The sequence below is a fragment of the Amycolatopsis thermalba genome (assembly GCF_003385215.1).
GTDB lineage: Bacteria > Actinomycetota > Actinomycetes > Mycobacteriales > Pseudonocardiaceae > Amycolatopsis_E > Amycolatopsis_E thermalba.
Genome location: NZ_PQHW01000030.1, coordinates 1 through 24632 on the forward strand (window position 1 = coordinate 1; position 24632 = coordinate 24632).

General features: G+C 67.9%; 24 protein-coding genes and 1 tRNA gene. 11 read left to right on the forward strand and 14 right to left on the reverse strand.

Translation table 11 applies throughout. The features are described 5' to 3' along the window. Nucleotides 1-454: 454 nt before the first annotated feature. Both D0D15_RS14560 and D0D15_RS14565 read right to left on the reverse strand, forming a co-directional pair. Nucleotides 455-1015, reverse strand: coding sequence for a TetR/AcrR family transcriptional regulator (locus tag D0D15_RS14560; protein WP_094006467.1), 561 nt, complete (start codon nt 1013-1015; stop codon nt 455-457). After that, nucleotides 1012-1335, reverse strand: a complete 324-nt coding sequence (locus tag D0D15_RS14565; RefSeq protein WP_094006466.1) for a DMT family transporter — start codon at nt 1333-1335, stop codon at nt 1012-1014. Before D0D15_RS14565 ends, D0D15_RS14560 begins: the two co-directional genes overlap by 4 nt. Before the next feature lie 147 nt (nt 1336-1482). Between D0D15_RS14565 and D0D15_RS14570 the strand changes: the two genes are divergently transcribed. From D0D15_RS14570 to D0D15_RS14595, 6 genes are all read left to right on the forward strand, one after another. After that, nucleotides 1483-3768, forward strand: a complete 2286-nt coding sequence (locus D0D15_RS14570; protein ID WP_094006465.1) for a (Fe-S)-binding protein — start codon at nt 1483-1485, stop codon at nt 3766-3768. Nucleotides 3769-4413: 645 nt separating this feature from the next. Then, nucleotides 4414-5124 (forward strand): DUF742 domain-containing protein, encoded by a 711-nt coding sequence (locus D0D15_RS14575; RefSeq protein WP_115944502.1) that lies wholly within the window; start codon nt 4414-4416, stop codon nt 5122-5124. 20 nt (nt 5125-5144) lie between these two features. Beyond that, the gene (locus D0D15_RS14580; RefSeq protein ID WP_094006462.1) at nt 5145-6149 is read left to right on the forward strand and encodes a cation diffusion facilitator family transporter; all 1005 of its coding nucleotides are present in this window, start codon (nt 5145-5147) and stop codon (nt 6147-6149) included. Nucleotides 6150-6216: 67 nt separating this feature from the next. Next, nucleotides 6217-7086, forward strand: a complete 870-nt coding sequence (locus D0D15_RS14585; protein ID WP_233157345.1) for a serine hydrolase family protein — start codon at nt 6217-6219, stop codon at nt 7084-7086. Nucleotides 7087-7115: 29 nt separating this feature from the next. Next, nucleotides 7116-7712: a TetR/AcrR family transcriptional regulator gene (locus D0D15_RS14590; RefSeq protein WP_094006461.1), complete on the forward strand. Its 597-nt coding sequence runs from the start codon at nt 7116-7118 to the stop codon at nt 7710-7712. Next, nucleotides 7705-9318: an acyl-CoA dehydrogenase family protein gene (locus D0D15_RS14595; protein ID WP_094006460.1), complete on the forward strand. Its 1614-nt coding sequence runs from the start codon at nt 7705-7707 to the stop codon at nt 9316-9318. The genes D0D15_RS14590 and D0D15_RS14595 overlap by 8 nt, the downstream gene beginning before the upstream one ends. On the opposite strand, the gene D0D15_RS14600 is transcribed toward D0D15_RS14595, so the two are convergent. Next, entirely contained in the window at nt 9311-10732 is a 1422-nt protein-coding gene (locus D0D15_RS14600; protein WP_198958271.1) for a sugar porter family MFS transporter, read from the reverse strand. The genes D0D15_RS14595 and D0D15_RS14600 overlap by 8 nt on opposite strands. A 115-nt stretch (nt 10733-10847) precedes the next feature. Here D0D15_RS14600 and D0D15_RS14605 point away from each other — a divergent pair, with 115 nt between their 5' ends. Beyond that, nucleotides 10848-11564 carry a nucleotidyltransferase domain-containing protein gene (locus D0D15_RS14605; RefSeq protein ID WP_094006458.1) on the forward strand — a complete coding sequence of 239 codons (717 nt, stop codon included), beginning with the start codon at nt 10848-10850 and terminating at the stop codon, nt 11562-11564. Nucleotides 11565-12275: 711 nt separating this feature from the next. On the opposite strand, the gene dcd is transcribed toward D0D15_RS14605, so the two are convergent. Together dcd and D0D15_RS14615 are read right to left on the reverse strand one after the other, a co-directional pair. Further along, the gene (gene dcd, locus D0D15_RS14610; protein ID WP_094006457.1) at nt 12276-12857 is read right to left on the reverse strand and encodes a dCTP deaminase; all 582 of its coding nucleotides are present in this window, start codon (nt 12855-12857) and stop codon (nt 12276-12278) included. A 9-nt stretch (nt 12858-12866) separates the two neighbouring features. Further along, complete coding sequence (locus D0D15_RS14615) at nt 12867-14084, reverse strand: oxygenase MpaB family protein (RefSeq protein WP_094006456.1); 1218 nt, start codon at nt 14082-14084, stop codon at nt 12867-12869. 101 nt (nt 14085-14185) lie between these two features. Here D0D15_RS14615 and D0D15_RS14620 point away from each other — a divergent pair. Further along, a tRNA-Gly gene (locus D0D15_RS14620) sits at nt 14186-14256 on the forward strand. A 76-nt stretch (nt 14257-14332) separates the two neighbouring features. Here D0D15_RS14620 and D0D15_RS14625 read toward each other — a convergent pair. The 7 genes from D0D15_RS14625 to D0D15_RS14655 all read right to left on the reverse strand — a co-directional run bounded on the left by D0D15_RS14625 (nt 14333) and on the right by D0D15_RS14655 (nt 20506). Further along, nucleotides 14333-15469 carry a tyrosine-type recombinase/integrase gene (locus D0D15_RS14625; protein WP_167481509.1) on the reverse strand — a complete coding sequence of 379 codons (1137 nt, stop codon included), beginning with the start codon at nt 15467-15469 and terminating at the stop codon, nt 14333-14335. Continuing rightward, the gene (locus tag D0D15_RS14630; RefSeq protein ID WP_094006523.1) at nt 15469-15687 is read right to left on the reverse strand and encodes an excisionase family DNA-binding protein; all 219 of its coding nucleotides are present in this window, start codon (nt 15685-15687) and stop codon (nt 15469-15471) included. Before D0D15_RS14630 ends, D0D15_RS14625 begins: the two co-directional genes overlap by 1 nt. Before the next feature lie 19 nt (nt 15688-15706). Continuing rightward, on the reverse strand, nt 15707-17287 hold the full coding sequence (locus D0D15_RS14635) for a replication initiator (protein ID WP_094006455.1): 1581 nt from the start codon (nt 17285-17287) through the stop codon (nt 15707-15709). A gap of 17 nt (nt 17288-17304) precedes the next feature. Then, on the reverse strand, nt 17305-17694 hold the full coding sequence (locus D0D15_RS14640; protein WP_094006454.1) for a hypothetical protein: 390 nt from the start codon (nt 17692-17694) through the stop codon (nt 17305-17307). Next, complete coding sequence (locus tag D0D15_RS14645) at nt 17691-19220, reverse strand: FtsK/SpoIIIE domain-containing protein (RefSeq protein WP_094006453.1); 1530 nt, start codon at nt 19218-19220, stop codon at nt 17691-17693. Before D0D15_RS14645 ends, D0D15_RS14640 begins: the two co-directional genes overlap by 4 nt. Before the next feature lie 537 nt (nt 19221-19757). Beyond that, nucleotides 19758-20036, reverse strand: coding sequence for a winged helix-turn-helix domain-containing protein (locus D0D15_RS14650; RefSeq protein ID WP_233157344.1), 279 nt, complete (start codon nt 20034-20036; stop codon nt 19758-19760). A gap of 14 nt (nt 20037-20050) precedes the next feature. After that, a complete protein-coding gene (locus D0D15_RS14655) occupies nt 20051-20506 on the reverse strand; it encodes a hypothetical protein (RefSeq protein ID WP_027933484.1) in 456 nt (151 codons plus the stop codon). Between the two features lie 149 nt (nt 20507-20655). Between D0D15_RS14655 and D0D15_RS14660 the strand changes: the two genes are divergently transcribed. The 3 genes from D0D15_RS14660 to D0D15_RS35940 all read left to right on the forward strand — a co-directional run bounded on the left by D0D15_RS14660 (nt 20656) and on the right by D0D15_RS35940 (nt 22634). Continuing rightward, nucleotides 20656-21480 carry a hypothetical protein gene (locus D0D15_RS14660; protein ID WP_244214958.1) on the forward strand — a complete coding sequence of 275 codons (825 nt, stop codon included), beginning with the start codon at nt 20656-20658 and terminating at the stop codon, nt 21478-21480. A 34-nt stretch (nt 21481-21514) separates the two neighbouring features. Next, on the forward strand, nt 21515-22351 hold the full coding sequence (locus tag D0D15_RS14665) for a PP2C family serine/threonine-protein phosphatase (RefSeq protein ID WP_198958269.1): 837 nt from the start codon (nt 21515-21517) through the stop codon (nt 22349-22351). A 94-nt stretch (nt 22352-22445) separates the two neighbouring features. After that, nucleotides 22446-22634, forward strand: coding sequence for a hypothetical protein (locus D0D15_RS35940; protein WP_162830573.1), 189 nt, complete (start codon nt 22446-22448; stop codon nt 22632-22634). Here the strand turns inward: D0D15_RS35940 and D0D15_RS37810 are convergent. Together D0D15_RS37810 and D0D15_RS14675 are read right to left on the reverse strand one after the other, a co-directional pair. Further along, nucleotides 22548-23123, reverse strand: coding sequence for an HNH endonuclease (locus tag D0D15_RS37810; protein ID WP_094006436.1), 576 nt, complete (start codon nt 23121-23123; stop codon nt 22548-22550). The genes D0D15_RS35940 and D0D15_RS37810 overlap by 87 nt on opposite strands. A 164-nt stretch (nt 23124-23287) precedes the next feature. After that, a complete protein-coding gene (locus D0D15_RS14675; RefSeq protein WP_094006435.1) occupies nt 23288-24595 on the reverse strand; it encodes an AAA family ATPase in 1308 nt (435 codons plus the stop codon). Nucleotides 24596-24632: the final 37 nt, after the last annotated feature.

The window sequence follows — 24632 nt, forward strand, 5'->3', positions numbered from 1 at the left end:
CCCCGATCTTTTGTGGCCCCGCCCCCCTCTTTTGCCGGGCGGGCTTCGCCCATCGATGAACGGTCCATTCATCCCTTCACGAACGGCCCTCTCGCGCAGCCGGGCGCGTTATTGGTCCTCTCGCGCATCTGCAGGTGGCCCGCTCGTCGCCTCGCGACCGGTCCACCCACCGCCTCACGCCCGGTCCACCCGCAGGCTCACGCCCGGTCCACTCGCAGGCGCATGAGTGGCCTTCTCGCGTGTCCGTGAGTTGCCCTCTCTCGCAACCGGGCGCGTCACTGGTCCTCTCGCGCGGCGGTGGTTGGTCACTTCGCCGCCACACGATTGGCCCTCTCGTAGGTTCGCGAGGGGCCCCTCGGGGGCGCACGGCTGGTCACTTCATACTTCTGCGGTTTGTCATCTCATGCCGTCGTGTTCGCCCCTCGACAAACGGCCCCCGAGAACCGTGCCACGCTCACCGCGGCTTCAGCAGGTACTCCACCGTCGGCCGCAGTTCGTCCGCCGTCGGGGGCTCGTCGTCGATCAAGCCCTGGATCAGCAGTCCGTCGATCCCCGCCAGGAACACCCGCAGCGCCACCAGGTCGTCCGGGCGCACCATCGTCGTCAGCACGTCCAGCCACCGCCGCGCGGCGGGTCGCAGCTCGGGCCGTCGCGCGGCCAGCAGGTACAGCTCGTACTCCGCCATCGTCCGGCCGCGCCGCGGGCCCAGCGCCTCGGCCAGCAGCGTCGCCACCTCCGAAGCTCCCCGGCTGCCCCGCGAACGCGCCCGGTCGATCGTCCAGTACACCTCGGTCGCCATGTCGCGGGCGCATGAGATCAACGTGGCGATCAGCAGATCGTCCAGCGTCTCGAAGTGGTACGTCGTCGACGTCGTCGGCACCCCGGCCTCCGCCGCGACCGTCCGGTGCGTCACCCCCGCCACGCCGTCCCGCTCGATCACCCGCAGCGTCGCGTCGATGATCTCCTGCCGCCGCTTCTCGCCGCGCGCCCGGCGGCCGTCGCGCTGGGGTTTCACGCCGAACCGACCTCGATCAGCACCACCCCGCCGATGACCAGCGCCAACCCGGCCACGATCGTCAGGTTCACCGGCTCCCCGAGGAACAGCACCCCGATGATCGCGACCGCCGCGACCCCCACCGCCGCCCAGATCGCGTACGCCACCCCGACCGGCATCCCGCGCTTGAGCACGCTCGCGAGTGCCGCGAACGCGACGAGGTACCCGGCCACCACGACCACAGACGGCCACAATTTCGTGAAGCCCTCCGACAACTTCATCGAAACAGTGGCGGTGACCTCGGCCGCGATGGCCAGGGCGAGCAAGATGTATGCGACCATCAACCCAAACTACCGGTACGATCGTCCCGATATCCAGGGAGTCCTACGCCACACTCGTGGGACTCAACTCGCGCCAATCGGTTACTCATGGGTAAATCCGGTTAGGCTCCCGCCAACCCACCACATCACGGACGAAAGGCCCCGATCATGGGTGCACTGCAGATCACGCTCGGCGTGGTCGGCGTCGCCGTAAGCATCGTCGCTTGGATCATGTTCGGCACCGGTGTGTACCGGATGGTCCGGATCATCCGGCTCGGACAACCGGACGCGACGCGCAACGGCCCGTTCGGGCCGCGCATGAAGACGCTGATCAAGGAGTTCGCCGCCCACACGCGGATGAACAAGTTCCGCCACGTCGGCCCCTGGCACTGGCTGGTCATGTGGGGCTTCCTGATCGGTTCGCTGTCCTGGTTCGAGGCCTACGGCGAGACGTTCGACCCGCACTTCCACTGGCCGATCATCGGCAACTGGAGCCTGTGGCTGCTGCTGACCGAACTGCTCGGCCTCGGCACGGTCGTCGGCGGGCTCGCGCTGGTGATCATCCGGCAGCTGAACCACCCGCGCCGCGCCGACCGGCAGTCGCGCTTCGCCGGGTCGAACTTCAAGCAGGCCTACTTCGTCGAGACCGTGGTGATCGTCGAGGGTCTGGGCATCCTCGGCGTGAAGGCGTTCAAGATCTCCAGCGGCATCGAGGACCCGGCGCTGTGGACGAGCTTCGTCACGAAGCCGCTCGCCGAGATCCTGCCGGCCAGCACGGTCGCGGTCACGATCACCGCGCTGGTCAAGCTGCTGTCCGGCATGATCTGGCTGTACATCGTCGGCCAGACGCTCACCATGGGCGTGGCCTGGCACCGCTTCAGCGCCTTCTTCAACATCTACTTCAAGCGCGAGGACGACGGCGGCACCGCGCTGGGCAAGCTCAAGCCGATGATGAGCGGGGGCAAGCCGCTCGACTTCGAGGAGGCCGACCCGGAGAAGGACGTCTTCGGCGCCGGCCAGATCGAGGACTTCAGCTGGAAGGGCTGGCTCGACTTCACCACCTGCACCGAGTGCGGCCGCTGCCAGTCGCAGTGCCCGGCGTGGAACACCGGCAAGCCGCTGTCGCCGAAGCTGGTCATCACGCAGCTGCGCGACCACGCCTACGCGAAGGCGCCTTACCTGCTCGCGGGTGGCAAGAAGGACGTCACCGGCGAAGAGGTGGGCCTGACCGGCGAGAACCCTTACGCCGGCATCGACGTCCTGGCGCTGGCCGAGGCCGAGCGCCCGCTGGTCGGCGACGACGGCGGTGTCATCGACCCCGAGGTGCTGTGGTCGTGCACCACCTGCGGCGCGTGCGTCGAGCAGTGCCCGGTGGACATCGAGCACGTCGACCACATCGTCGACATGCGCCGCTACCAGGTCATGATCGAGTCGAACTTCCCGACCGAGCTGAACGGGATGTTCAAGAACCTGGAGAACAAGGGCAACCCGTGGGGCCAGAACGCCAAGGACCGGATGGCCTGGGCCGAGGACCTGGACTTCGAGGTGCCGGTGTTCGACGGCGAGCTGGGCGACACCGAGTACCTGTTCTGGGTCGGCTGCGCCGGCGCGTTCGAGGACCGCGCGAAGAAGACCACCCGCGCGGTGGCCGAGCTGCTGCACATCGCGGGCGTCAAGTACACGGTGCTCGGCCCGGAGGAGTCCTGCACCGGTGACCCGGCCCGCCGCGCCGGCAACGAGTTCCTGTTCCAGATGCTCGCGCAGCAGAACGTCGAGGTGCTGAACTCGGTGTTCGAGGGCCGGGAGCCGGGCAGCCGCAAGATCGTCGCGACCTGCGCGCACTGCTTCAACACGCTCGCCAACGAGTACCCGGACCTGGGCGGGAAGTTCGAGGTCGTGCACCACACGCAGCTGCTCAACCGCCTGGTGCGGGAGAAGCGGCTGGTGCCGGTCGCGCCGATCGCGGACGACGTCACCTACCACGACCCGTGCTACCTGGGCCGCCACAACAAGGTCTACGAGGCGCCGCGTGAGCTGGTCGGCGCGTCGGGTGCGCAGTTCCGTGAGATGCCGCGGCACGGCGACCGGTCGATGTGCTGTGGCGCCGGTGGTGCCCGCATGTGGATGGAAGAGAAGATCGGCAAGCGGATCAACATCGAGCGCGTGGACGAGGCGCTCGGCACCGCGCCGTCGAAGATCGCGACCGGCTGCCCGTTCTGCCGCGTCATGCTCACCGACGGGGTGACCGCGCGCCAGAACGACGGCAAGGCGAGCGAGAAGGTCGAGGTCGTGGACGTCTCGCAGCTGCTGCTGTCGGCGGTCAAGCGACGCCCGCAGCCCGCGCCGGCGCCCGGTGCGGACTCCCTGCCGGCGGTCGAGTCGGACCCACTGGAGGCCGACGCGCGGACGGACCAGGTGCCCACCGGCACGCCGCTCCCGACCGAGGACAAGTAATCCGGTTGCGCTGAGGGCCGCCCCACCGCGCGGTGGGGCGGCCCTCGACGCGTCTCCACCCAGCTCCCGCCAACGGGGGAGAGCGCCGACAAGATCTTCGTGACCGCCGCACGCCGTCATTCCCTCGCCGGCATCCGCCTACGCTCGCAGCCGAAGGCGCATGAGGCCTTGGCAACCGCCCGCGTCGGGAAGATGAGGTGGATCCAGTAGCAGGCCACCTGCCGCACGCGAAACGGCACGATGACGTGTAACGCCACACTTCGGCAGCGGGCAGCACGCGCCCACTCTTCTTCGTCTCCCAGGGCCGACTCCGATACGGACGCCGTCGCCATGAACTTGGACAAGTCGGGCAGGCCCCCAGCGGAACCGCCTTCTCGTTCCTCTCCGGTTGGGCCAGCCGCTCGGCCCGCTCGTCCGCGTCCAGCGCCGGCTTGGCCCACCTGGCCGAGATCCGCGACAGCCCGTGTCACTGGCCGCGCGAGCGACCTGCGACGGGCTCACCACCACCGACCGCGAACTTGCCGCAGGACCGTTGAACCTGCGAGTCACAACCGCCCGTTGGGGGCTCGACACCCGGGTTATTCTGTTCGTCACGCTGCCGACGCTGCCCGCGGAGGATGCTGACGCGCGCGAACGGGGCTGAGCATGGGAGTACCCGACGGGACCGGACCGGCCGGAGAGCCGGCGGTCGCGCGCGCCGGTGCCCGGTTCCCGTCCGTGACGCAGATGCGGAAGCTGACCGGCGAAAACGCCGAACCCCCTGGTCCGGAACCACAAGCTCCGGACCCCGTCCCCGCCGAGACCACGAAGACCAAGCGGGCCGCCGGTGCCCGGTTCCCCACCGAGAAGCAGCTCGCTCGGTACCGCGAACCGGAGCCGGATCCCGCGCCTGAACCGGAGCCCGAACCGTTGCCGGACCCCGAACCGCGCGAGGAGTTCAAGCCCTCGCCGCGGCCCCGCACCAAGCCCGCCGAGCCGGAGCCGGAACCCGCCGAGCTGCTCGACCCCGACGAGGAGAACCGGCTGCGCGTGCGGCCGTACGTGCTGACCAAGGGGCGCACGCACTCCGCGTACGAGCTGGCGATCGAGACGCTGGTGTCCGTCCGGGCCGACGCCAAGTGGACCGGCCCCGCGTTGAGCGCGGAGTACCAGCCCGTGCGCGCGGTCGTCGACAGCCCGCGGTCGCTGGCCGAGGTCGCGGCGCTGCTGTCGATCCCGCTCGGCGTCGCCAGGGTGCTGTTGTCCGATATGGCCGAATTGGGGTTGCTGCACATCCACGGCATCGAGCGGACCGCCGAGGGGCGCCCGCCGCTCGAGCTGATGAAGCGCGTTCTGGACGGCCTGCAGCGGCTGTGATCCACTCGTAGGATCGGCCGGTGAGCGAGGAATCGGAGCGGCAGACCGGCGGGGGCGAAAGCACCCTCACCGTCTTGCTGGCCGGCGGTGTCAACCTGGCCATCGCGATCATGAAGGCGGTGGCCGGCGTCATCACCGGCTCGGGGGCGATGCTGTCCGAGGCGGCGCACTCGGTGGCCGACACGTTCACCGAGATCCTGCTGCTCACCGCGCTGCGCCGGTCCGGCCGCCCGGCGGATGTGATGCACCCGTTCGGGTACGGCAAGGAGCGGTACTTCTGGTCGCTGCTCGCGGCGGTGTCGATCTTCGCCTCCGGTGCGACGTTCGCGCTGTACGAAGGTTTCTCGACGGTGTTCGGGGAGCCGGTGGAGCAGAGCAGCCCGATCGTCGGGTACGTCGTGCTGGCGCTGGCGTTCGCGATGGAGTCGGTGTCGTGGACGCAGGCGTTCCGCCAGGTGCGGCGGGGCGCGGCGGAGCAGAACCGGACGATCTGGAAGTTCCTGCGCTACATCGACGACCCGGCGCCGAAGACGGTGTTCCTGGAGGACTCGGCCGCGCTGATCGGGCTGGTGCTGGCGTTCGCCGGGGTGTTCCTGCACCACGTGACGGGGTCGGCGGTGTACGACGGGATCGCGTCGATCCTGATCGGCCTGCTGCTGGCCGTCGTGGCGTACGTGCTGGGGCGGACGAACCTGCGCCTGCTGATCGGCCGCCAGGCGGACCTGACGGTGGTGCGCGGGATTCGCGAGTACCTGTCGGCGGCGGGGGAGGTCGAGTCGGTGGTCGACCTGCAGACCATGTTGCTCGGCACGGACCAGATCCTGGTCTGCGCCCGCGTGGACTTCGACGACGCGCTGAGCGCCGCCGACCTCGAACGCGCGTGCGTCCGGCTGGCCGCCGAGCTGCACGACGAGTTCTCCGATGTCACCGAGGTGTTCATCGAACCGGTGCCGCGCAGCGATCCCGAGCTGAGGGCCGCGGTGCTCGCGCGGTACGGCGACATCGCGAAACGCTACGGGCGCTGACCGGCCCCACGGCCAGGCGATAGTGTGCGCCCCACCAAGTTGATCATCGAACTGTGGGGATCCGACATTGCGCAAGATCCTGAGCCTCGCCGTGGCTTTCGCGGCTTCGACGGCCGTGCTGGCCGCGCCCGCTTCCGCGGCTGAGCTGCCCGAGGGCATGACCGCCGGTTACGTCGTCCTCGACCGGCGCACCGGCGAGACCGTCGCCGGGAACGAGCACCACCAGTACCGGTCGGCGTCGCTGGTCAAGCTGTTCATCGCGCTCGACTACCTGGAGTCGCACGGGCCGGACTACGAGATCCCGGCCGACGACCTCGCGCTGCTCGAACCGATGCTGCGCTCCAGCAACGACGACGCGGCCAGCGTGCTGTGGGTGCGCGACGGCTGGGAGGAGATCGTCAACCGGATGGTGGCGAAGATCGGTCTCACCGACACCACGCCGCCGCCCGCGGAAAAGCGCGGCACCTGGGGTTACACCGCGGTCAGTGCCGCGGACGTCGCGAAGACCTACGAGTACATCCTCGAAAAGGCGCACCCGAAGTTCCGCGACTTCATCATGGACAACCTGGAGCAGGCCACGAAGTGCGCCGACGACGGGTTCGACCAGTCGTTCGGCATCCCGAACGCGCTCCCGCGACCGGGTGCGGTGAAGCAGGGCTGGTCCGGCTTCGGCGCGGCGCCGGCTCCGGGCGAGGAGTGCGTGCCGGCGAACACCAAGCGCGTGCTCGCCTCGCCCGAGGCGCGGTCCGCGACCGAGCTCGCCTCCAGTGGGGACGTCGACCTGACCAGCCGCGTCATGCACACCTCCGGCACCGCCGACCGCGGCGACCGGCGGATCGTCGTCGTCCTGACCTCCCAGCCGACCACCCTGAGCTGGGCGGACTCGGCGGACCGGATCACCGATCTGACGCGCGAGGCGTACCGCTCCCTTGCGTGAAGCCGTGAATCAGTGGTTCACTTCTTCACGTGCCGTACCGACGTACCCCGCAGGTCCAGGCTCGCCTCGACGCCCAGCGTGAGGCGATCCTGACCGCCGCGGCCGCGCTCCTGGCCGAGCGCGGCTACGCGGGGTGCTCGGTGAGCGCCGTCGCGGAGAAGGCGGGCATCGCGACCGGCACGGTCTACAAACACTTCCCCGGCAAGGCCGAGCTGGTCGTCGAGCTGTTCCAGAGCATCGTCGGCCACGAGGTCGCCGCGGTGCGCAAGGCCGCCGAGACGCCCGGCGACCCGGTCGAGCGGATCGTGGCGATCATCGAGACGTTCGCCGAGCGGGCGCTGAAGGTCCCGCGTCAGGCGTACGCCCTGCTCGCCGAACCCGTCGACGCCCCGATCGAGGCCGAGCGGATCGTGTTCCGGCGCGTGTTCCGGGACGAGATCGCCCGCCACGTCTCCGCGGGCGTCCGCAGCGGGCAGTTGCCGCCGCAGGACGCCGACCTCACCGCCGCCGCCCTCGTCGGCGGCGCCGCCGAGGTGCTGATCGGACCACTGACCACCGACAGCGCCGACGCGATCGGCGCGCTCCGCACGTTCATCGTCCGCGCTCTGGGAGGCCGCCATGCCTGACACCCACGAAGTCCTCAACCAGGTCCCGCCGCTGGTCGACTACGACGTCGCCGGCGACGCCGCGCTGCTGGAGGGGCTGCGCCGGGAAGGCGGTGGCTGGGCCGAGGACGAGGTGCACGAGCTGGGCCGCCTCGCCGGCAGCGCCCAGGGCCAGGAGTGGGGCCGGGTCGCCAACGAGAACCCGCCCGTCCTGCACACGCACGACCGCTACGGCCACCGCGTCGACGAGGTCGAGTACCACCCGTACTACCACGAGCTGATGACGGTCGCGGTCGAGCACGGCCTGCACGCGGCGCCGTGGGTGTCCGACCGGCCGGGCGCGCACGTCGCGCGCGCGGCGAAGGTCCTGGTGTGGAACCAGGCCGAGGGCGGGCACGTCTGCCCGATCTCGATGACCTACGCCGCGGTCCCGACGCTGCGGCACAACCCGGAGCTGGCCGCGGTGTACGAGCCGCTGCTCGCCGCGCCGGTGTACGACTACGGCCTGCGCGTGCCCACCACCAAGCGCGGCCTGATCGCCGGCATGTCGATGACGGAGAAGCAGGGCGGTTCCGACGTCCGCGCCAACACCACCACCGCGCAGCCGGCCGGCGACGGCAGCTACGTGCTGACCGGCCACAAGTGGTTCACCTCGGCGCCGATGTCGGACATGTTCCTGACGCTGGCGCAGGCGCCCGGCGGCCTGTCCTGCTTCATGCTGCCGCGCGTGCTGCCCGACGGCTCCCGCAACCGCATCTTCTTCCAGCGCCTCAAGGACAAGCTCGGTAACAAGTCGAACGCCTCGTCCGAGATCGAGTACGACGGCGCGGTCGGGTGGCTCGTCGGCGAGGAGGGCCGCGGCGTGCCGACCATCATCGAGATGGTCAACAACACCCGCCTGGACTGCGTCCTCGGCAGCGCCTCCCTGATGCGCCAGGCCGTCGTGCAGGCCGTGCACCACGCGCGGCACCGCAAGGCGTTCGGCGCGCACCTCGTCGACCAGCCGGCGATGGCGAACGTGCTGGCGGACCTGGTCGTGGAGTCGGAGGCGGCCACGACCGTCGCGATGCGGCTGGCCGGCGCCACCGCCGACCCGGACCAGCAGGCGTTCCGCCGTCTCGCGCTCGCGGTCACCAAGTACTGGGTGTGCAAGCGCGGCGCCGCGCACACCGCCGAGGCGCTGGAATGCCTGGGCGGCAACGGTTACGTCGAGGACTCCGGCATGCCGCGCCTGTACCGGGAGGCGCCGTTGCTGTCCATTTGGGAGGGTTCGGGCAACGTCGCGGCGCTGGATTCCCTGCGCGCGATGGGCAAGCAGCCGGAGTCGGTGGAGGCGTTCTTCGCCGAACTCGACCTCGCCGCCGGCGCCGACGCGCGCCTGGACGACGCGATCGCCCGGGTGCGCAAGGAGCTGTCGGACCTGGAGGACCTCCAGTACCGGGCGCGGCGGCTGGCCGAGATGATGGCCCTGGTGCTGCAGGGTTCCCTGCTGGTGCGCTACGCCCCGAAGGCCGTCGCGGACGCCTTCTGCGCGTCCCGCCTGGCCGGGGACTGGGGCATCGCGTTCGGCACCCTGCCCGCGGGCACCGGCACCAGGGCCATCATCGAGCGGGCGTTCGTCAGCTGACGTCCTCGATCGCGGTGCCCTTCGTCTCCCGGACGAACCGCAGCGCGAACGGGATCGACAGCAGCGCGAACGCCGCGTAGATCCAGTAGGTGACCGACAGGTTCCAGCCGGCCATGCTCGGGAAGCTGACCGTGACCGCCCAGTTCGCGACCCAGTTCGCCGCGGTGCCGACGGCCAGCGCGGCGCCGCGGATGCGCAGCGGGAACATCTCGCCGAGCATGACCCACAGGATCACGCCCCACGACATCGCGAAGGAGATCACGAACAGGTTCGCGAACACCAGCGCGATCGGGCCCCACGCGCCCGGCAGGCTCAGCTCGCCGCCGACGGTGACGGCGTTGCCGAACGCGATCGCGGCCACCCCGAGGCCGACGAGCATGCCCACCGAGCCGATCAGCAGCAGCGGCTTGCGGCCGACCCGGTCGATGAAGGCGATCGCGATGAACGTGCCGATGATGTTGATGACCGGGCTGACCATCGAGATCAGCAGCGAGTCGGTGTTCTGGCCGACGGAGTGCCACAGCGTGTCGCTGTAGTAGAAGATCACGTTGATGCCGACGAACTGCTGGAACACCGCCAGCGCGATGCCCACCCACACGATCGGCAGCAGCCCGAAGCGGCCGCCGACGAGGTCGCGGACCTTGGACCGCTTCTCGGTGCGCAGGCTGCGGCGGATGTCGTCGAGCTTGGTGTCGACGTCCCCGCCCTCGACCTCGCGCAGCACCTTGCGGGCCTTGTCGATCTTGCCGTTGGCCAGCAGGAAGTGCGGCGACTCGGGGATGATCGAGGCGAGGACGAAGTAGATCACCGCGGGCACGGCCGCGGCGCCGAGCATCCACTGCCAGGGCTCGATGCCGCCGAGGTTGCCGTTGAGGTCGTGCGTGCCGTCCGCGCCGATCGGGGCCAGTGCCTTGATGACCCAGTTGACCAGGGCGGACACCCCGATGCCGAGGACGATCGCCAGCTGTTGCAGCGAGGCGAGCCTGCCGCGGTAGGCCGGTGGCGCGACCTCGGCGATGTAGGCCGGGCCGATGACCGACGCGACGCCGATCGCGATGCCGCCGACCACGCGCCAGATCGCCAGGTCCCACACGCTGAACGGGAACATCGCTCCGAGGGCGCTGACCAGGAACAGGACCGCCGCGAGCTGCATGGTCCGGATGCGGCCGATCCGGTCGGACAGCAGTCCGCCGAACCAGGCGCCCACGGCCGAACCGATCAGCGCGCTCGACACGGTCAGCCCGGTCACCCCGTCACCGACCTCGAAGTGCCGCTGGATGCCGAGAACGGCACCGTTGATGTTCGAGCTGTCGTACCCGAACAGGAACCCGCCGACCGCGGCCGCGCCGGCGATGAACACGACATGGGCGAGGTGTTGTTGACCGGCTCGCTCCCCGGTCGTCGTCGAACTCACGACCCGTGCTCCTTTGCCTGAGGTGATGCCTCCATTCGGAGCAACCTACAAAATGGTCCAGTCCATGCCGTACCACCGGGTGACATGGACCACCTGATCATGGGAGGCTGAACGCATGAGCTTCGAAGACGAGGTGGCCGCGCGGCTGGCCGGGCTGCCCGGCGTGGAGGCCGTGACGCTGGGCGGGTCCCGGGCGGCGGGCACGCACCGGCCGGACAGCGACTGGGACTTCGCGGTGTACTACCGCGGTGCCTTCGATCCCGCTGACCTGCGCGCTCTCGGCTGGCCGGGCGAGGTGTCGGAGATCGGCGAATGGGGCGGCGGCGTGTTCAACGGCGGCGCGTGGCTGACGATCGACGGGCGCAAGGCCGATGTCCACTACCGCGACCTGGATGTGGTCGAGCACGAGCTGGCCGAGGCGCGGGAGGGCCGGTTCCACTGGGAGCCGCTGATGTTCCACCTGGCCGGGATCCCGAGCTACCTGGTGGTGGCCGAGCTGGCGATCAACCGGGTGCTGCGGGGTTCGCTGCCGGCCGTGGAGTTCCCGGAGGCGCTGCGGCGGTCGGCGCCTGCCGTGTGGCGCGCGCGGGCCTCGCTGACGCTGACGTACGCCGAACACAACTACGCGCCGCGCGGGCAGGTGACGGAGTTCGCGGGAGCACTCGCCACGGCGGCGATGCAGGCCGGGCACGCGGTGCTGGCCGAACGCGGAGAGTGGGTGCTCAACGAGAAGCGCCTGCTGGACCGCGCTGGCCTACGCGAAATCGACAAGCTGATCACCGGCGACCTGCAGGAGGCGGCCCGGCGGGCACGCGAGCTGCTCGGCCTGTAGGGGGCTGGACGACGGCCACGAACGACGTGGGGAGCGGCTGACGGGACTCGGTCCCGGAAATCGCTCTGGGCCGCGGCTGTGGAAGGTGCGCTGAGCTGGGCAGAGACGGCCGCCGGGCAGCGGGTGCTGGGCTGGTGCGGGCTCCGTGAAGGGGGAGCGCCCTGGCTGTTGCGTTTCGAGGATGACTCGGAGGCGGTGTTGCGGCCCGGCGCAGGTCGCACGGAGGTTGCGGCCTTGCGCCTGGCCGGCGAGTCTCGGGCAGCAGCCAAATCCCGGTGGAGCCCAGCGCCGGTAGATTGACGCGGCGCTGTCGCGGCGGAGTTGCACGCGGTCGAGCTGGTTCGCGCGCGGATCTGCCGTTCGGGACAGCCGGAGGCGTCTTCGGTCCCGGTGTTCGTGCACGGTGATCTATGGCTTGGACTGTGCCGGGGCGGGCCATCCCGGTCTGGACTTGGCGTCGCTGCGATGCGACGCGGCGACGATGCTCGGTGGCGATGCACCTGACGTGCTGCCAACGGCGGCGCGCTGCCCGGCCCGGCCATGCCGCACACAGCCGGCCAAGCCCCCGTAGGCCACATCGTCGCACTGTGATGGCGGCACCGGCTGGAGGCGAACGGTTCGGGCTGCCGTCTCCAGGTCAGCGGAGCGCGGACCGCTCACCACCGTCCCCCACCGCAAGCCACCGCCCGCCCGGCGGGAGCTGTTCGGCCTCTAGCGGTTGGTGTCGGCGGTGTGGAAGTTCAGGTACGCCCGGGACGGCGTCGGGCCGCGTTGGCCCTGGTAGCGGGACCCGACGGCGGCCGAGCCGTACGGGTTTTCGGCCGGGCTGGTGAGCCGGAACAGGCACAGCTGGCCGATCTTCATCCCCGGCCACAGGGTGATCGGCAGGTTCGCCACGTTCGACAGCTCCAGCGTGATGTGCCCGGTGAAGCCGGGGTCGATGAAGCCGGCGGTGGAGTGCGTGAGCAGTCCGAGACGTCCCAGCGACGACTTGCCCTCGAGCCGCCCGGCGAGGTCGTCGGGCAGCGTGACCAGCTCGAACGTGGACGCGAGCACGAACTCACCCGGGTGGAGGACGAACGCGTCGTCGCCGTCCTTCTCGACCAGCGAGGTCAGCTCGTCCTGCTGGAGCTTGGGGTCGATGTGGGTGTACTGGCTGTTGTTGAACACCCGGAAGAACCGGTCCAGCCGCACGTCGATGCTCGACGGCTGGAGCATCGCCGGATCGAAGGGGTCGATGCCGAGACGGCCGGCTTCGAGCTCTTTGCGGAGGTCGCGGTCACTGAGCAGCACGGCTTCACCTTAGGCAGCCCGCATGTGCCGCGCGTAGGTGGGATCCAGCTTGAACACCCGGCCGAGCCGGTCGACGTAGCGGCGGCGTTCGAGTGCGCCGATGTACTCCTGCAGCGCCGTGGCGCCGGGGATGAAGCGCCGCGCGGTTTCGGCGGCGAAGTTGCCCGCGGCGACGGCGAGGATGGCGCCCTGGGCGATCGGGTCGTTGGGGATCTCCAGGAAGTCGGCGTTCGCCTTGCCCAGCACCAGCCGGCTGATGGAGGAGTGCACGGCGACCGAGACGTGGGACAGCACCTTGCCCACGGCGCCGCGCCCCGCGCCGATGGCGGCGTGCGAGTCGATCAGGGCCTTGGCGAGGCGTTTGCTGTCCTCGTCGGGGATGAACTCGGTGGACGCGAGCAGCCAGAACAGGCGCCAGGCGTCCTCCTCGGTGGCGGGCAGGAGTTCCTCGTCGATGCCGAGCAGCCAGCCGACGTAGCGCCAGAGGTGCAGGATGTCGGCGCGCTCGCGGTCGCTGAACCGGATGCCGAGCAGCTGCGTGCCGTAGACGAAGACGAGCGAGAAGAGGAGCAGCGTGCCGGCGGTCTGGACCTGGTTGACCGGCTTGTCCCACTCGTCGTAGTCCCAGTCCGGGCGGCGGTTCATGGCGGCGCGGACGTGGGCGTGCACGAGCCGGACGCGCAGGGCGGAGGCGTAGCCGCTGTGGCCGATGGCCAGCGCGCCGGGCGTGGTGACGTCCATCCACCAGGCCGCGGTTTCCACGAGGCGCTGGCTGGCCATCCGCTCGATCTCCCCGGTGGCGACGAGGGTCTTCGTGGCGCGCGAGGCGAGGTAGCCGCCCATGAGCGACATGTCCCCGAGCGGGAAGAGGCCGAGGACGCCGGTGCGGATGATCGCTTTCGCGCCCCGGTCGAGGCGGACGGGATCGACCCAGTACGGGGTGGCCTCGACGTGCTCGAAGAAGTCGACGAGCTCTCGCGGCGGATCGTCGAGGCTGTGGATGCCGTCGGTGAGGGCCTGTTCGAACAGCCGGCGCCCCTGGTGCCCCGGCAGCCGACGGAACATCGCGACGACGGCGTCGGCCTTGGGGTCCTGCGCCTGGGCGAACTCCCGGAAGCGGCGCATCTGGCGTTCGGTCGCGCGGATGTCGTGCTTCACGAAGAGCTTGGCCGCCAGGCTGAAACCCCCACGGCGGAACAACTCGGGATTCGGCAGTCGCTCATCCATGCACACCCACCCCTTTCGACAACGAGTGTTGTCACTTGCGCCCCACGGAGTCAAGGGGGTGGCTTCGCAGAGGAGCGACGTTGTGTATGCTGTGCGTCGCTGCGGATGTAGTTCAATGGTAGAACATCAGCTTCCCAAGCTGAGAACGCGGGTTCGATTCCCGTCATCCGCTCTCCGCAGGTCAGAAGGGGTGCCATCCGGGTTCGGGAGGCGCCCCTTCTGCTGTCTCCAGCAACATCCCAACAACATCACCCGGGCCCTCTGCGGTGCTCCTCGACGAGCTTCGAGAGCCGGTCCGCGATGTGCTGATCCGCCTCACTCGTGGCCCGCTGGTAGATCAACGCCGCCCGCATGTCGTCGTGCCCCATCCGCGCCATGAGGTCCCGCGTCGACATGCCCGCCTTCGACGCCCAGACGTTGCCCGCGTGCCGGAGATCGTGGAAGTGCAGCCCCTCCAGTGCGAGCTTGGTCACGGCCTCGGTCCACCGGGTCCGCTGGTTGAAGTTCGGCCGGCGGATCGCCCCACCGGACTTCTCTCCGGTGAAGAGCAGCGCCTCCGGGTCCGGTCGCACGAACTCCGACAGGTGCTTGAGGATGTCCGGCCGGATGGCTTGCGGCAGGGTCACCGTCCGCACCCCGGCCCGGGACTTCGGCGGCCCAGCCACCACGCCCTGACCGGGCACCTCGACGAACTGCCGCACCACGCGAACCTGACTCGCGTCCTCCGCCACGTCGCACCGCCGCAGCGCGGTCACCTCGCCGAACCGCAGCGACCCGAACGCCGCAAGCAGCACCATCGCCGAGAACCGCTCCGGAAGGGCCGCCGCGATCTCGAAGACCTGCCCCACCGTGACCAACGGCCGCTCCTCGGGCGTCTCCTTCTCCGCGCCCGGGATCTTGCACGGGTTCTTCGCGATCAGCTCGTCCGGATCCACTGCGGTGTTCAACACGCCCCGAAGCAGCCGGTAGCACTTGGCGAGCACCGACGCCGATACGCCGGCCGCCAGCCGATCGGCCCGCCATTGCCGAAACGTCGCCGCCGACAACCGGTTGAGCGGCACGTCGCCGATGTAGGGCGTGATGTGTTTACGCAGCAGCCACCGGTACAGCTCGACCGTGCGCGGCCGCAGCCCCGGCCGTTCGACAATCCACCGCTCCGCGTACTCGGCGAGGGTGATCTTCGCGCGATCCGGATCAGTCCAGTCCCCGGCGACGATCACCGCCTCGACCCCGTTCAGCCAGCGATCCGCATCCCGCTCTTTCTTGAACCGGTGCGGAGCGAAATGCCGCTTGCCGTCCGGCCCGAGGTAGCTCGCCTGGAACTCACCGAGTGAGGTCTTGCGGATGCTCCCGAACCGCCGCTTGCGTCCCTTGTTGTTGGGCATCAGGCCGCCTTCCCCAGATCCCGCAGCACGGACGCCCGCGTGATCGGCTCGACCCGCCCTGCCGCCACGAAGGCCTCCAGGTCCTCCACCGCCAACCGGACGTGCGCCCCGACCTTGTGGAAAGCGATCCGCCGCTCCGCGATCAACCGCCGGATGAACCGCGCGCCCGTGTTGATGTAGTCCGCCGCTTCCTCGACGGTCAGGTACTTGGATTCCAAGATCTCGTCCCCCAATCGATCAGACCGCCAGTGGAGTTGCCGAAGTTTCTGGACCCGGTGGATGCGCCGCTAAGAGCGCCCGGTCGTACTCGGCCTTCCAGGTGATCCGCTCTGCGATTGCGCGCATGAGCAGGTGCGCCCGTGGTGGCGCGTCCCGGTCGCCGGGCTGGACCTTGCGCCAGATCAGCCGCGAGGTGTCCTCCTCCGGCTTCACGATCCCGACCCCGGCGAGCATGTCCCGCACGAACGCCTTGCGGTCCGCCTTGTGGTCCGCGAGCGACTTGCCCGACCACTTCCGCGAGACGAGCACTCGCCGGCCGGGGAGCCCGAGCGTGGTTCGCCGGTGCGCCCTTCCCTTGCAGTGGCCCGGAGTCATCCGACTCGTGGCCCCGAGCGGCTGCACCCCGTACAGCAGCCACACCGCACAGCACGGCGAGCACGGGGTGATCGCGAGTTCGGCGTGGAGCCGGTCGTGGTGCTCCCGTTGCCTCGCGCTGATGGCCTCGACCACCTCACCGGTGGATTTGGTGAGGTACTTGGTCAGGTAGCCGATGTGCCGCCCGGCTTCTTCGGTGCCGCCGAGGATGCCCTTGGAGTGCACCTGCCGCCCGAACGTCACCACGTGCGCCGGTTCCTCGACCTCCTCCACCGCCTCCTCCCACGGCGTCAACGGCTCGTGCTTCTCCGGATCAACGAACCCCTTGCTCCGCGCGTCCCAGACCGGCAGCCGGTCCCCGCCATAGATCGGCTCGTCGTGGTTGGGCCACCAGACCTGGTGGTAGGTGGCCTCGGTGACCTGCCGCAGCACCTCATGCGGAATCGACCCCCGCAACGCCGCGTGCAGGTGCGGTGCGGTCCGCTTTTGCGGTTCGACGGTGGCGAAGTACTGCACGTCCCAGCCGACGACGCGGCGGAGGTTCTGCCACCACCGATCCACCAGCGACGCAAAGTGCACCGCATCCCGCGCCGCCCGCCGGTAGTCATAGCTCGCCGGATCGACCGGGGTCCCGTCCTCGCGCACCCGGCCGTAGGTGTCGCAGGTCAACGTGACGAACATGGAGGGCCGGAACTTCCCGGCGTACTCCCGGCCCACCGTCGTTTTGGCGACCTTCTTCCGGGGCAGGTTGGGTGCGTCCTGCCGCCGCTTGGTCGACCGCTTCACCGGCCGCTTGCCCGGCAGATCCGGTGAGGGCAGCCGGCCGCGCATGCCGAGTTGCCGAAGTTCCTCATCAACACCGCGGATCTCCTCTCGCAGCTCGTCGGCCTGGCCCTCCTCCCCGTGCTCGACCGCCTCGCGATACCGCGCCACCAGATCCGCGCGGAACTCCATCAACTCCTTCTGCTCAGCCGTGGGCGGGGCCGGGGTGAAGTCCGGCTCCTCGGTCAGGTGCCAGCCCTCCCGGCACTGCGCCATGCGCAACGCCTTGGCCTTCTTCGCACACGGCGCACACACGCTCTCGACAGTGGAGCCGCAGGGCACGGCGACGTAGCGCAGCTCGCCGGTGTCCGGGTCGCCGACCTCCATCGTGAACGGCCGCACGCACACCCCGTGCTTCTCCGCCGTGGCCTTCATAACCTCGGTCGACAGCGGCAGCCGCATCCGCTCAGCACGAGTGCTCACGCAGCCACCTCCCGCCGAGCCCAGCCGTGCAGGGTGGCCAGTTCCACGTCCTGCTCCACCCCGCGCGGCAAGTCCGGGAACACCGCCCGCTCGTACCGCACGGCACCCCAGACGTGCACCGGAACGCCAGTCGCCATCCGGCCCACGACGGTCAGGCACACCGACTGCCCGTTGCCGATCCGCTTCCCGGTCACGGTCACGCCGTCGAGCGTGCGAGCCCAGGCCAGCAGCGCGGAGGCGAGCCCGTCCAAACCGACCTCGTGCAGGTGCACCGCCACGGGCTCCCGCCAGGTCGTGCACTCCACCGACACCGGCGAGGGCACCGCATGCCGGACGAGGTGATCCCGCAGCGCATCGAGGTAGGGCAACACGTCGTGGCTGGTCATGCCGCCGCACCCCCGATCGAAGCAATGCGGCCGGTGACGAACGCTTCCAGGGCCTTCACGGTGTCGTCGGGCACCCATCCGGCCCGGACCCGCAGCGGTTCGCGGAGGCCTTCGCCCCAGACGTAGCCGACGCCGGCTTCGGTCTCGGCGATCCGGTTCGCCCACGCACCCCGCTCGTACGCCTGGTCACCCAGCACCATCCCGACATGCGACTTCGCGGTCACGCGGAGGCAGATGCGGCGGGGGAACAGCTCCCGCACCGGCACCGTGTCCTTCGTCGGCTCCTGCACATACCCGCGCACCGTGAACCCGAGCGCCCGGCCCTGCGTGGTCAGCAGCGCGACCCGCTCCACGATCTGCTCACGCGTCTTGCGGTCGGTGTACTTCGTCAACGCGCCGATCTCGTCGAACTCGACCAACTCCAACGGATGCTCACGGGTGATCGGCACGTTCCGGACCCGCCCGGCGAACTCCGTCTTGCGCGCGTCCATTGAGGCCACGAGGTCATCCAGGACTTCGAGCGCGTCCTTGGGCGTGACCGCGTAGCGGTGGAAGATCCCGCGCCCGTAGGCCAGCTCCATGCCCTTCGGGTCGATGCCCGAGACTCGCACCAGGCCTTCCCGGATCGCGGGAGCGATCGACACCAGCGGGCACCACATCATCGAGTTCTTGCCCGCACCGCTCGCCCCGGCGACGAGCGTGTGACTGCCGGAGCCGTGCAGCGGGACGTGCCAGTCCTGCCCGTACTCGGTGCGCCCGGACCACACCCGCCGCAGATCCACCGCCCGATCCCCGATCTCCGGGCACGGCACGGGCGCGGCGAGCAGGTTGCGACGCTGAAAGTCGATCGACACGACGTTCGGGGCGATCTCCCGCACCTGACAGCGCGACACCTTCCGAGCCGAGGCCAGGGCGCGGGCGGCGTCGTCGAAATCCTCCGGCTTCTGCCCCGGCACCAACCGGACCTGGACCTCATCCCAGGACGGCCCGGAGCGTACCCGCTTCACCTTCGGCACCCGCACCCCCGCCGAGCGCTGCTCCCGGGACACCTTCTTGCGCCCCACCAACGTCACCGTCACGTCCACGGGGATCGCGTCGTCCTTGACACTCAACCCGCAGGCGTGCAGCCACTCCGGCAGCTTGGGCATGTAGATCGCCCACTTCTGCCACCACGTCCGCAGCACCCGCCCGGCCCACTGGTCGTAGGACACGAGGTGGAACCACCGCCAGGACGCCAGCCCCGACGCCACGACGGTCAGGGTGACGACCAAAGGCAGCCAGCCAAGCCAGTAGCACCAGGCCGCCAGTGCCACCACGGTCAGACTGGTCCGCGGATGCATCACGATCTGCGCGAGCGCCCAGAACAAGCCCTTGCACAGCCACCACAAGGCGAGGAACACCACCGCAGCAGCGGCCAGCGCTTCCGCGATCCCGGCCAGCGCCTTGCCCAGCTTGTGCAGCACCCACACCACGAGGGCGAGGGCGCCACTGCCGAGCAGGAGAACTCCGAGGGTGTGCGCGTCCATCAGCGGCCACCCCCAGACGGAATGTCCAGGGGCAGCCGCCCCGCGCACGTAGCGCACTCAGTGTCCCCCGGTGCCAAACGGGCGAATCTGCGGCACGCACCACACCGCGCCGGGACGCGGTCTCTTGACGTCGATTGTGTACGGTTGTCTATGGTCTTCAACGTCTGCTCCGTCAGGTGTGGACAGCGCAGAAGCGGGAAAGGTTGGTAGCCAGGTACCGCTTCTGCGCCTAACAACTCGGGACGTGAATCAGGGCGCACGACATCGCCGCACGAACCCTTCGCGCGTTAGCTTTCGTCCTATCTGGACTTAGAGGCCTTCGGTCGACTTTCGTTGGCAGGCCCTACACACAAGCACTTTGTCTCGCATCACTCGTTGCCGTCCTCCGCAGATCCAGCACCGACGCCGGATGAACCAGCGGCGCCGGGAGCGCGGTAGCCTCGGCGACACCACCATCACCTCCCCTCGTGGTCGTGGGTGGGATGGCACGGGGACGAGCGGGACGGTCACACTCCTTCACTCGTCCCCGTGCCGGGTTCAGGAATGCCGCCGGTCCGTCACGAACGTGCCCTTGGACGGAATTGTGATCACCAGGCCGCGCTTGCGAAGGATCTCGATCGCGTGCCGGGCGGTGCCGAGCGAGACGCCGTACTCCTTGGCGAACTCCCGCTCACTCGCCAGCGGCGTGTGCGGAGGCAGCTCCCCCGCCTCGATCCGCGCCGCCACGTGGTTCGCGACGTTCTCGTACATGTAGCCCGGCGGCCCCGGCTGCTCGTTCAGCCGAAACTTGGGCGGCTTGGTGTCGTTGCAGGTCATCGTGACCACACCCGTCACGCGGCCTTGGCCGACTCAGCCGGCCCGCCCTGCGACTTGCCCCGGCCGCCACCCGCGTTGACCGCCTTGAACCCGGACGCCCGGAACACGTACGACTGGTACTTGAACTCGCCGTTGCCAGCCACACGCGGCTCCGCGGTCAGCCCCTCCAACTCGACCGGGCGCATCCCCGGCAGCACCTCACCCGTAGTCGGAACCGGCTGGACATCCGCCAGCAACGTCACCTCGAACGAAGCCCGCTTCGCGTTCGGCTCCGACGGGTCGGTCACCGTGACCTTCCACTGCCGCTTACCGGTGATCTCGTCCACCCGCTGACGAGCCGGACGACCCGCCGCCCGGTCCTCCCGCGACTGGTACTCGTTGTCCGGCGACACCTCGCCCACCATCACCAGACCCTGCGGAAACGCCTCATCGAACTCCACCGGGAACCGGTGCCCCCTGCTGATCGCCATCTCTTCGAACTCCTCGTGTCGTGGCCCTCGCGGCCGGTTTAGGCCCCTAAACACCCGCTCCATAGTGCGCCCTGCCGTGTCTAGGGGGTCTAAACGGCAATGTACCGGCCCCTGACGGAGTGCGTCAAGGGGGTCTAAACTCCGACCTTGTGAGCACCGAGGACTTCGACAGCGTCCGGCGCGACCCCGACCCGATCCGGCGGGGCAAGCGCGCAACCGAGCTGCTCACGACCTACCAGCAACGGGCGACCGAGCTGGCGCGTCTCCGGAAGGCCGCGATCGAGGAAGCGCACCGTGAGCTGGGCATGAGCTACACCGAGATCGCCGGAGCGCTCGGCATCACGAAGGGCCGGATCACCCAGATCCGCAGCACGGCACCCACGGCCGAGCGCGCGTTCTTCGGCGTCGGCCCGGTGAGCATCGGCGTGCCGTACCGGTACCAGACCACCGACCGCGAACGCCCGCTGATCGCCGCCGAGGACGCCGAGACCGCCAACCAGCTCGAAGCCCTGTTGACCGCGCTCTCGCTCGCCACCTCCCGCTACCAGATCGAGCCTGACCGGACCGAGCCGCCGGCCGGAGACACGATCGTCGTGTGCGGTCCGAAGTCCGCGCCCATCGGTGCCGACCTGCTCTCCCGCGATCCCGCCCTGGCGATGATCGAGGACAACGGCCGGTGGTGGATCGAGCAGCGCGAGGACAGCACCCGGATCGGGTCGCCTTCCGACGACGCTCAGCCGCAGTCGGCCGACGTGGCGTATGTGGCCCGGCACATGATCGACAACCGTGTGATCATCCACATCGCGGGTATCCACGGCATCGGATCACTCGGCGCGACGCACTACCTCCGAGCGCATCTCGCCGACGTGTTCCGGCAGGTTGGACAGCAGCCGATGTCGCTGGTCGCGCGAGCGACCTACGACGGGCTGACCATCACCGACAGCGAACTGGCCGCAGGACCCTACGTTTGGTGAACACATGCGAGTCACAACCGCGCAACTCCCGCCCATGGAAGAGAGCGCCGACAAGATCTTCGTGACCCCGCACGCCGTCATCCTCCTCGACGGAGCATCCGCCTTCGTCCCCGTGCCCGTCCCAGCCTCCGCCTACGCCGACTACCTCGGCCGCCTCCTCGCCGACGCCCTCACCGCCGATCCAGCCGCCGACCTGCAAGAAATCCTCGCCGAAGGCATCAAGGCCACCGCGGCGCACTACGACCTTCGAGCAGGGGAGTCGCCATCCAGCACGGTCACGATCGCCCGCGAACGCGACGAGCACCTTGACCTGCTGCTTCTCGGCGACAACACGGTGATCCTCCCCGGCGGCGAAATCCTGACCGACGACCGGATAGACCGCCTGGACCTCGAACCCCGCCGCAAGTACCGCGAACGCCTCGCCGCCGGCCACGGCTACGACGACGAACACCGCGCACTGCTCCGCGAACTACAAACGCAGCAGGCCCAGTACCGCAATAAGCCAGGCGGTTACTGGATCGCGGAGGCAGATCCCCTTGTCGCACGTCAGGCCGTTTTGACAGCACGATCACTCAGCGACACTCGATGGTTCGTTATCGCGAGCGACGGCGCTTACAACGTCATGGAGCACCTAAACCTGGTCGATTGGGCCGACTACGCGAAACTTGACGGGAGAGGCCTCATAACGCTACTTCACCACTGCCAAGAGTGGGAAGAAAACGATGGGACAGCCCGCCGCATGCCGCGAGCGAAGAAGCATGACGATAAGTCAATTGCTGTCGCTAATCCTTCTCAAGAAATAAAGCCAGCTACGACCCCTCGATCTCATCGAAGCTCAACTGGTTCGCCGCCTGGGCAAAGGAACCTTTAGGACGCGACTTTTCCGAGGATGCGAGTTTGGAGTTTCGGCCGCATCTTGAACGTTTTCCAGTCGGGCAGAACAAAGCCAAGGGAGGGTTCCTGTAATGGAGGGTTCCTTCCGCTTCAACATCGCCAGAGAGCTTGACGAGAAATCTTCGTTCATGGGCTTTCGCGGCCAGATGGTACTGATCATCGCGGCTAATCCGCTAGGTGGTTTTAGCAGCTTTCCGGACAAACGCCTTCCAAGTCAGAAGATATTTAGCCTGCAACTGGATCGGGAATTCCTCCGCTGAGCCTTCCCAGTGGGCATACCAGCGTGAGATTCCGAGTTCGTCGTTCGCAACTTCGATGCTCAATTCCCTTCTGGATTCTCGAGAATCATCGTCGTCGAGTACAAACTTCATGGCCCCTAGTAAGCGACGAGCTTGCTTCCTTCTGGCCTCCGTCGCGGCCTCGAAGTTGATCGTTTCTAGAATCGCTAATGTTGCCTCGCCAAATTCATCAAACCCAGCTAAGGTATATCTGGGTGCTATGAACCCTGTTTGAGGATCTAAAGTTAGATGTGACCACGGGTCCTCCGTAGTGGGATCGATAAGTCGGGGCTCTCCGTCGCCGCCTAGGGGGAATCTTTCTCCCTTCTTTCGATTACATGTCGTACAAACCCGAATCATGTTTTCCCAATCGAATGCCTTTTGAGGGAACGTGGCAATCGGTCTGAAGTGGTCAACATCTGATGCGAACGAATCGCTACAGTAGGCGCAGCGCACGCGAGATCCAGCCATGGATGCCAAGGCCTCATTGATTGGTTCCGAAGCCTTCGTGGCACGAAATCTCTTCCAGGCGGCTCGCGTGTCTGCAACCGATGCATTCGCGATGCTCTTTGTCTTGCGAAAGAGCGCAAGTCTGTCTTGTAGCTTCAATTCGACGCGGTGTAGCCGTCTCAATTTTAGCCCTCGACTTCAGCGAATAGATCAAGTTGACGCATCTCTTCGAGTTCCATGCCGGAAAGGGGGAGCTGCCGCTGCTTCGCCAGCAAGCGAGCACGTCGCTCTCGAGCCGTCACGGCTCGGGGTGACCGTGTGTGGTCTAGCCCGAATGCCGATGTCAACAGGATCTCATTAGGGCGGCCAGCGACGATTTGATTAAATTGATGCTCATCAATCATAAACGGCGCACCCTCGCCTGGTTGAGGCAGGTGGTAAATCCTCCCATTATCGGCTGCTTGGCAAACTAGGGGACTGTGTGTGGTGATTAGAAACTGAATACGAGGGAAATGGCTCTTTAGCCAGAAACCGATCTCTCGTTGCCAGGCGGGATGGAGGTGAGCGTCAACCTCGTCGATCATTACGACCCCAGGCCGGTCAACCACAAACTTTCCTGAATCATCTCTGATGACCAGGTCGCGTGGGCCGTACACTTCCACCATGTGGCGAAAGATATCGATCAACATGGCTACTGCGGAACGATAGCCATCGCTCATATCCGTCAGTGGCATAATGCGATCGGCGGAATCTTTGATCCATACGCCTTCTGAATCAACTTGGTGGATCGTGATGCCATTCCGAAGGAACTCATCACTAAGAAGGCTCAAGAGCGCCTCTAGTACAAGTGGCTCGTGCTCGCGCTCTTCAAGTTTCTTATACTGAAGCTGCTTTATCCACTCTTCACCTTCTGCGAGCGTAGCGTCCTCCTTAAACAGAGTTGCGAATCGGGGAACGCGGCCAGGGATGACCATAAGACGCTGAGCATCTGGGGAGCTGCCGTACAGGCGGCGGAAGGGGCCGTAGCCCAGTGTGAACCATCCTTGAGTCGATTGCTGCCAAGGGCCATTTATTGCGCCCTTCTTTTTGTGGCGGAAGACGTCAGCTGGAGTTATCTCGTAGACCGGCCCCTGTCGTTCAATCTCAACCTCGGCCCAAAATGTTCCTGCTACGGGATTGCCTCCCTGTCGGGTTTTGTCATATTCATGATGGGGTTTGACTTCCACGGAAATGGTGCCGCGTTCTAGTCCATCCTGTACCCAGCCTCGTAAGTCGGGTAGCAATGAACGCACCTGGTCGGGGCCCAGCAGGGCAACGGCAATGGCCTTCAATAGTGAAGTTTTACCGGATCCGTTATCCCCAGTGATTGCAGCCCAGCCAGGATAGCGATCCACGTCAGGTGCGAAGTTAAAATCAGCGTCTTCGAAACCTTTGATTCCTCGTAGTACGACTCGTCTAATGTACATATCTCCCTGGCCTCTCCGAGGTGTCATAGCTTACGGATCCTCGCGAGTCCCTGCTAGACCGGCC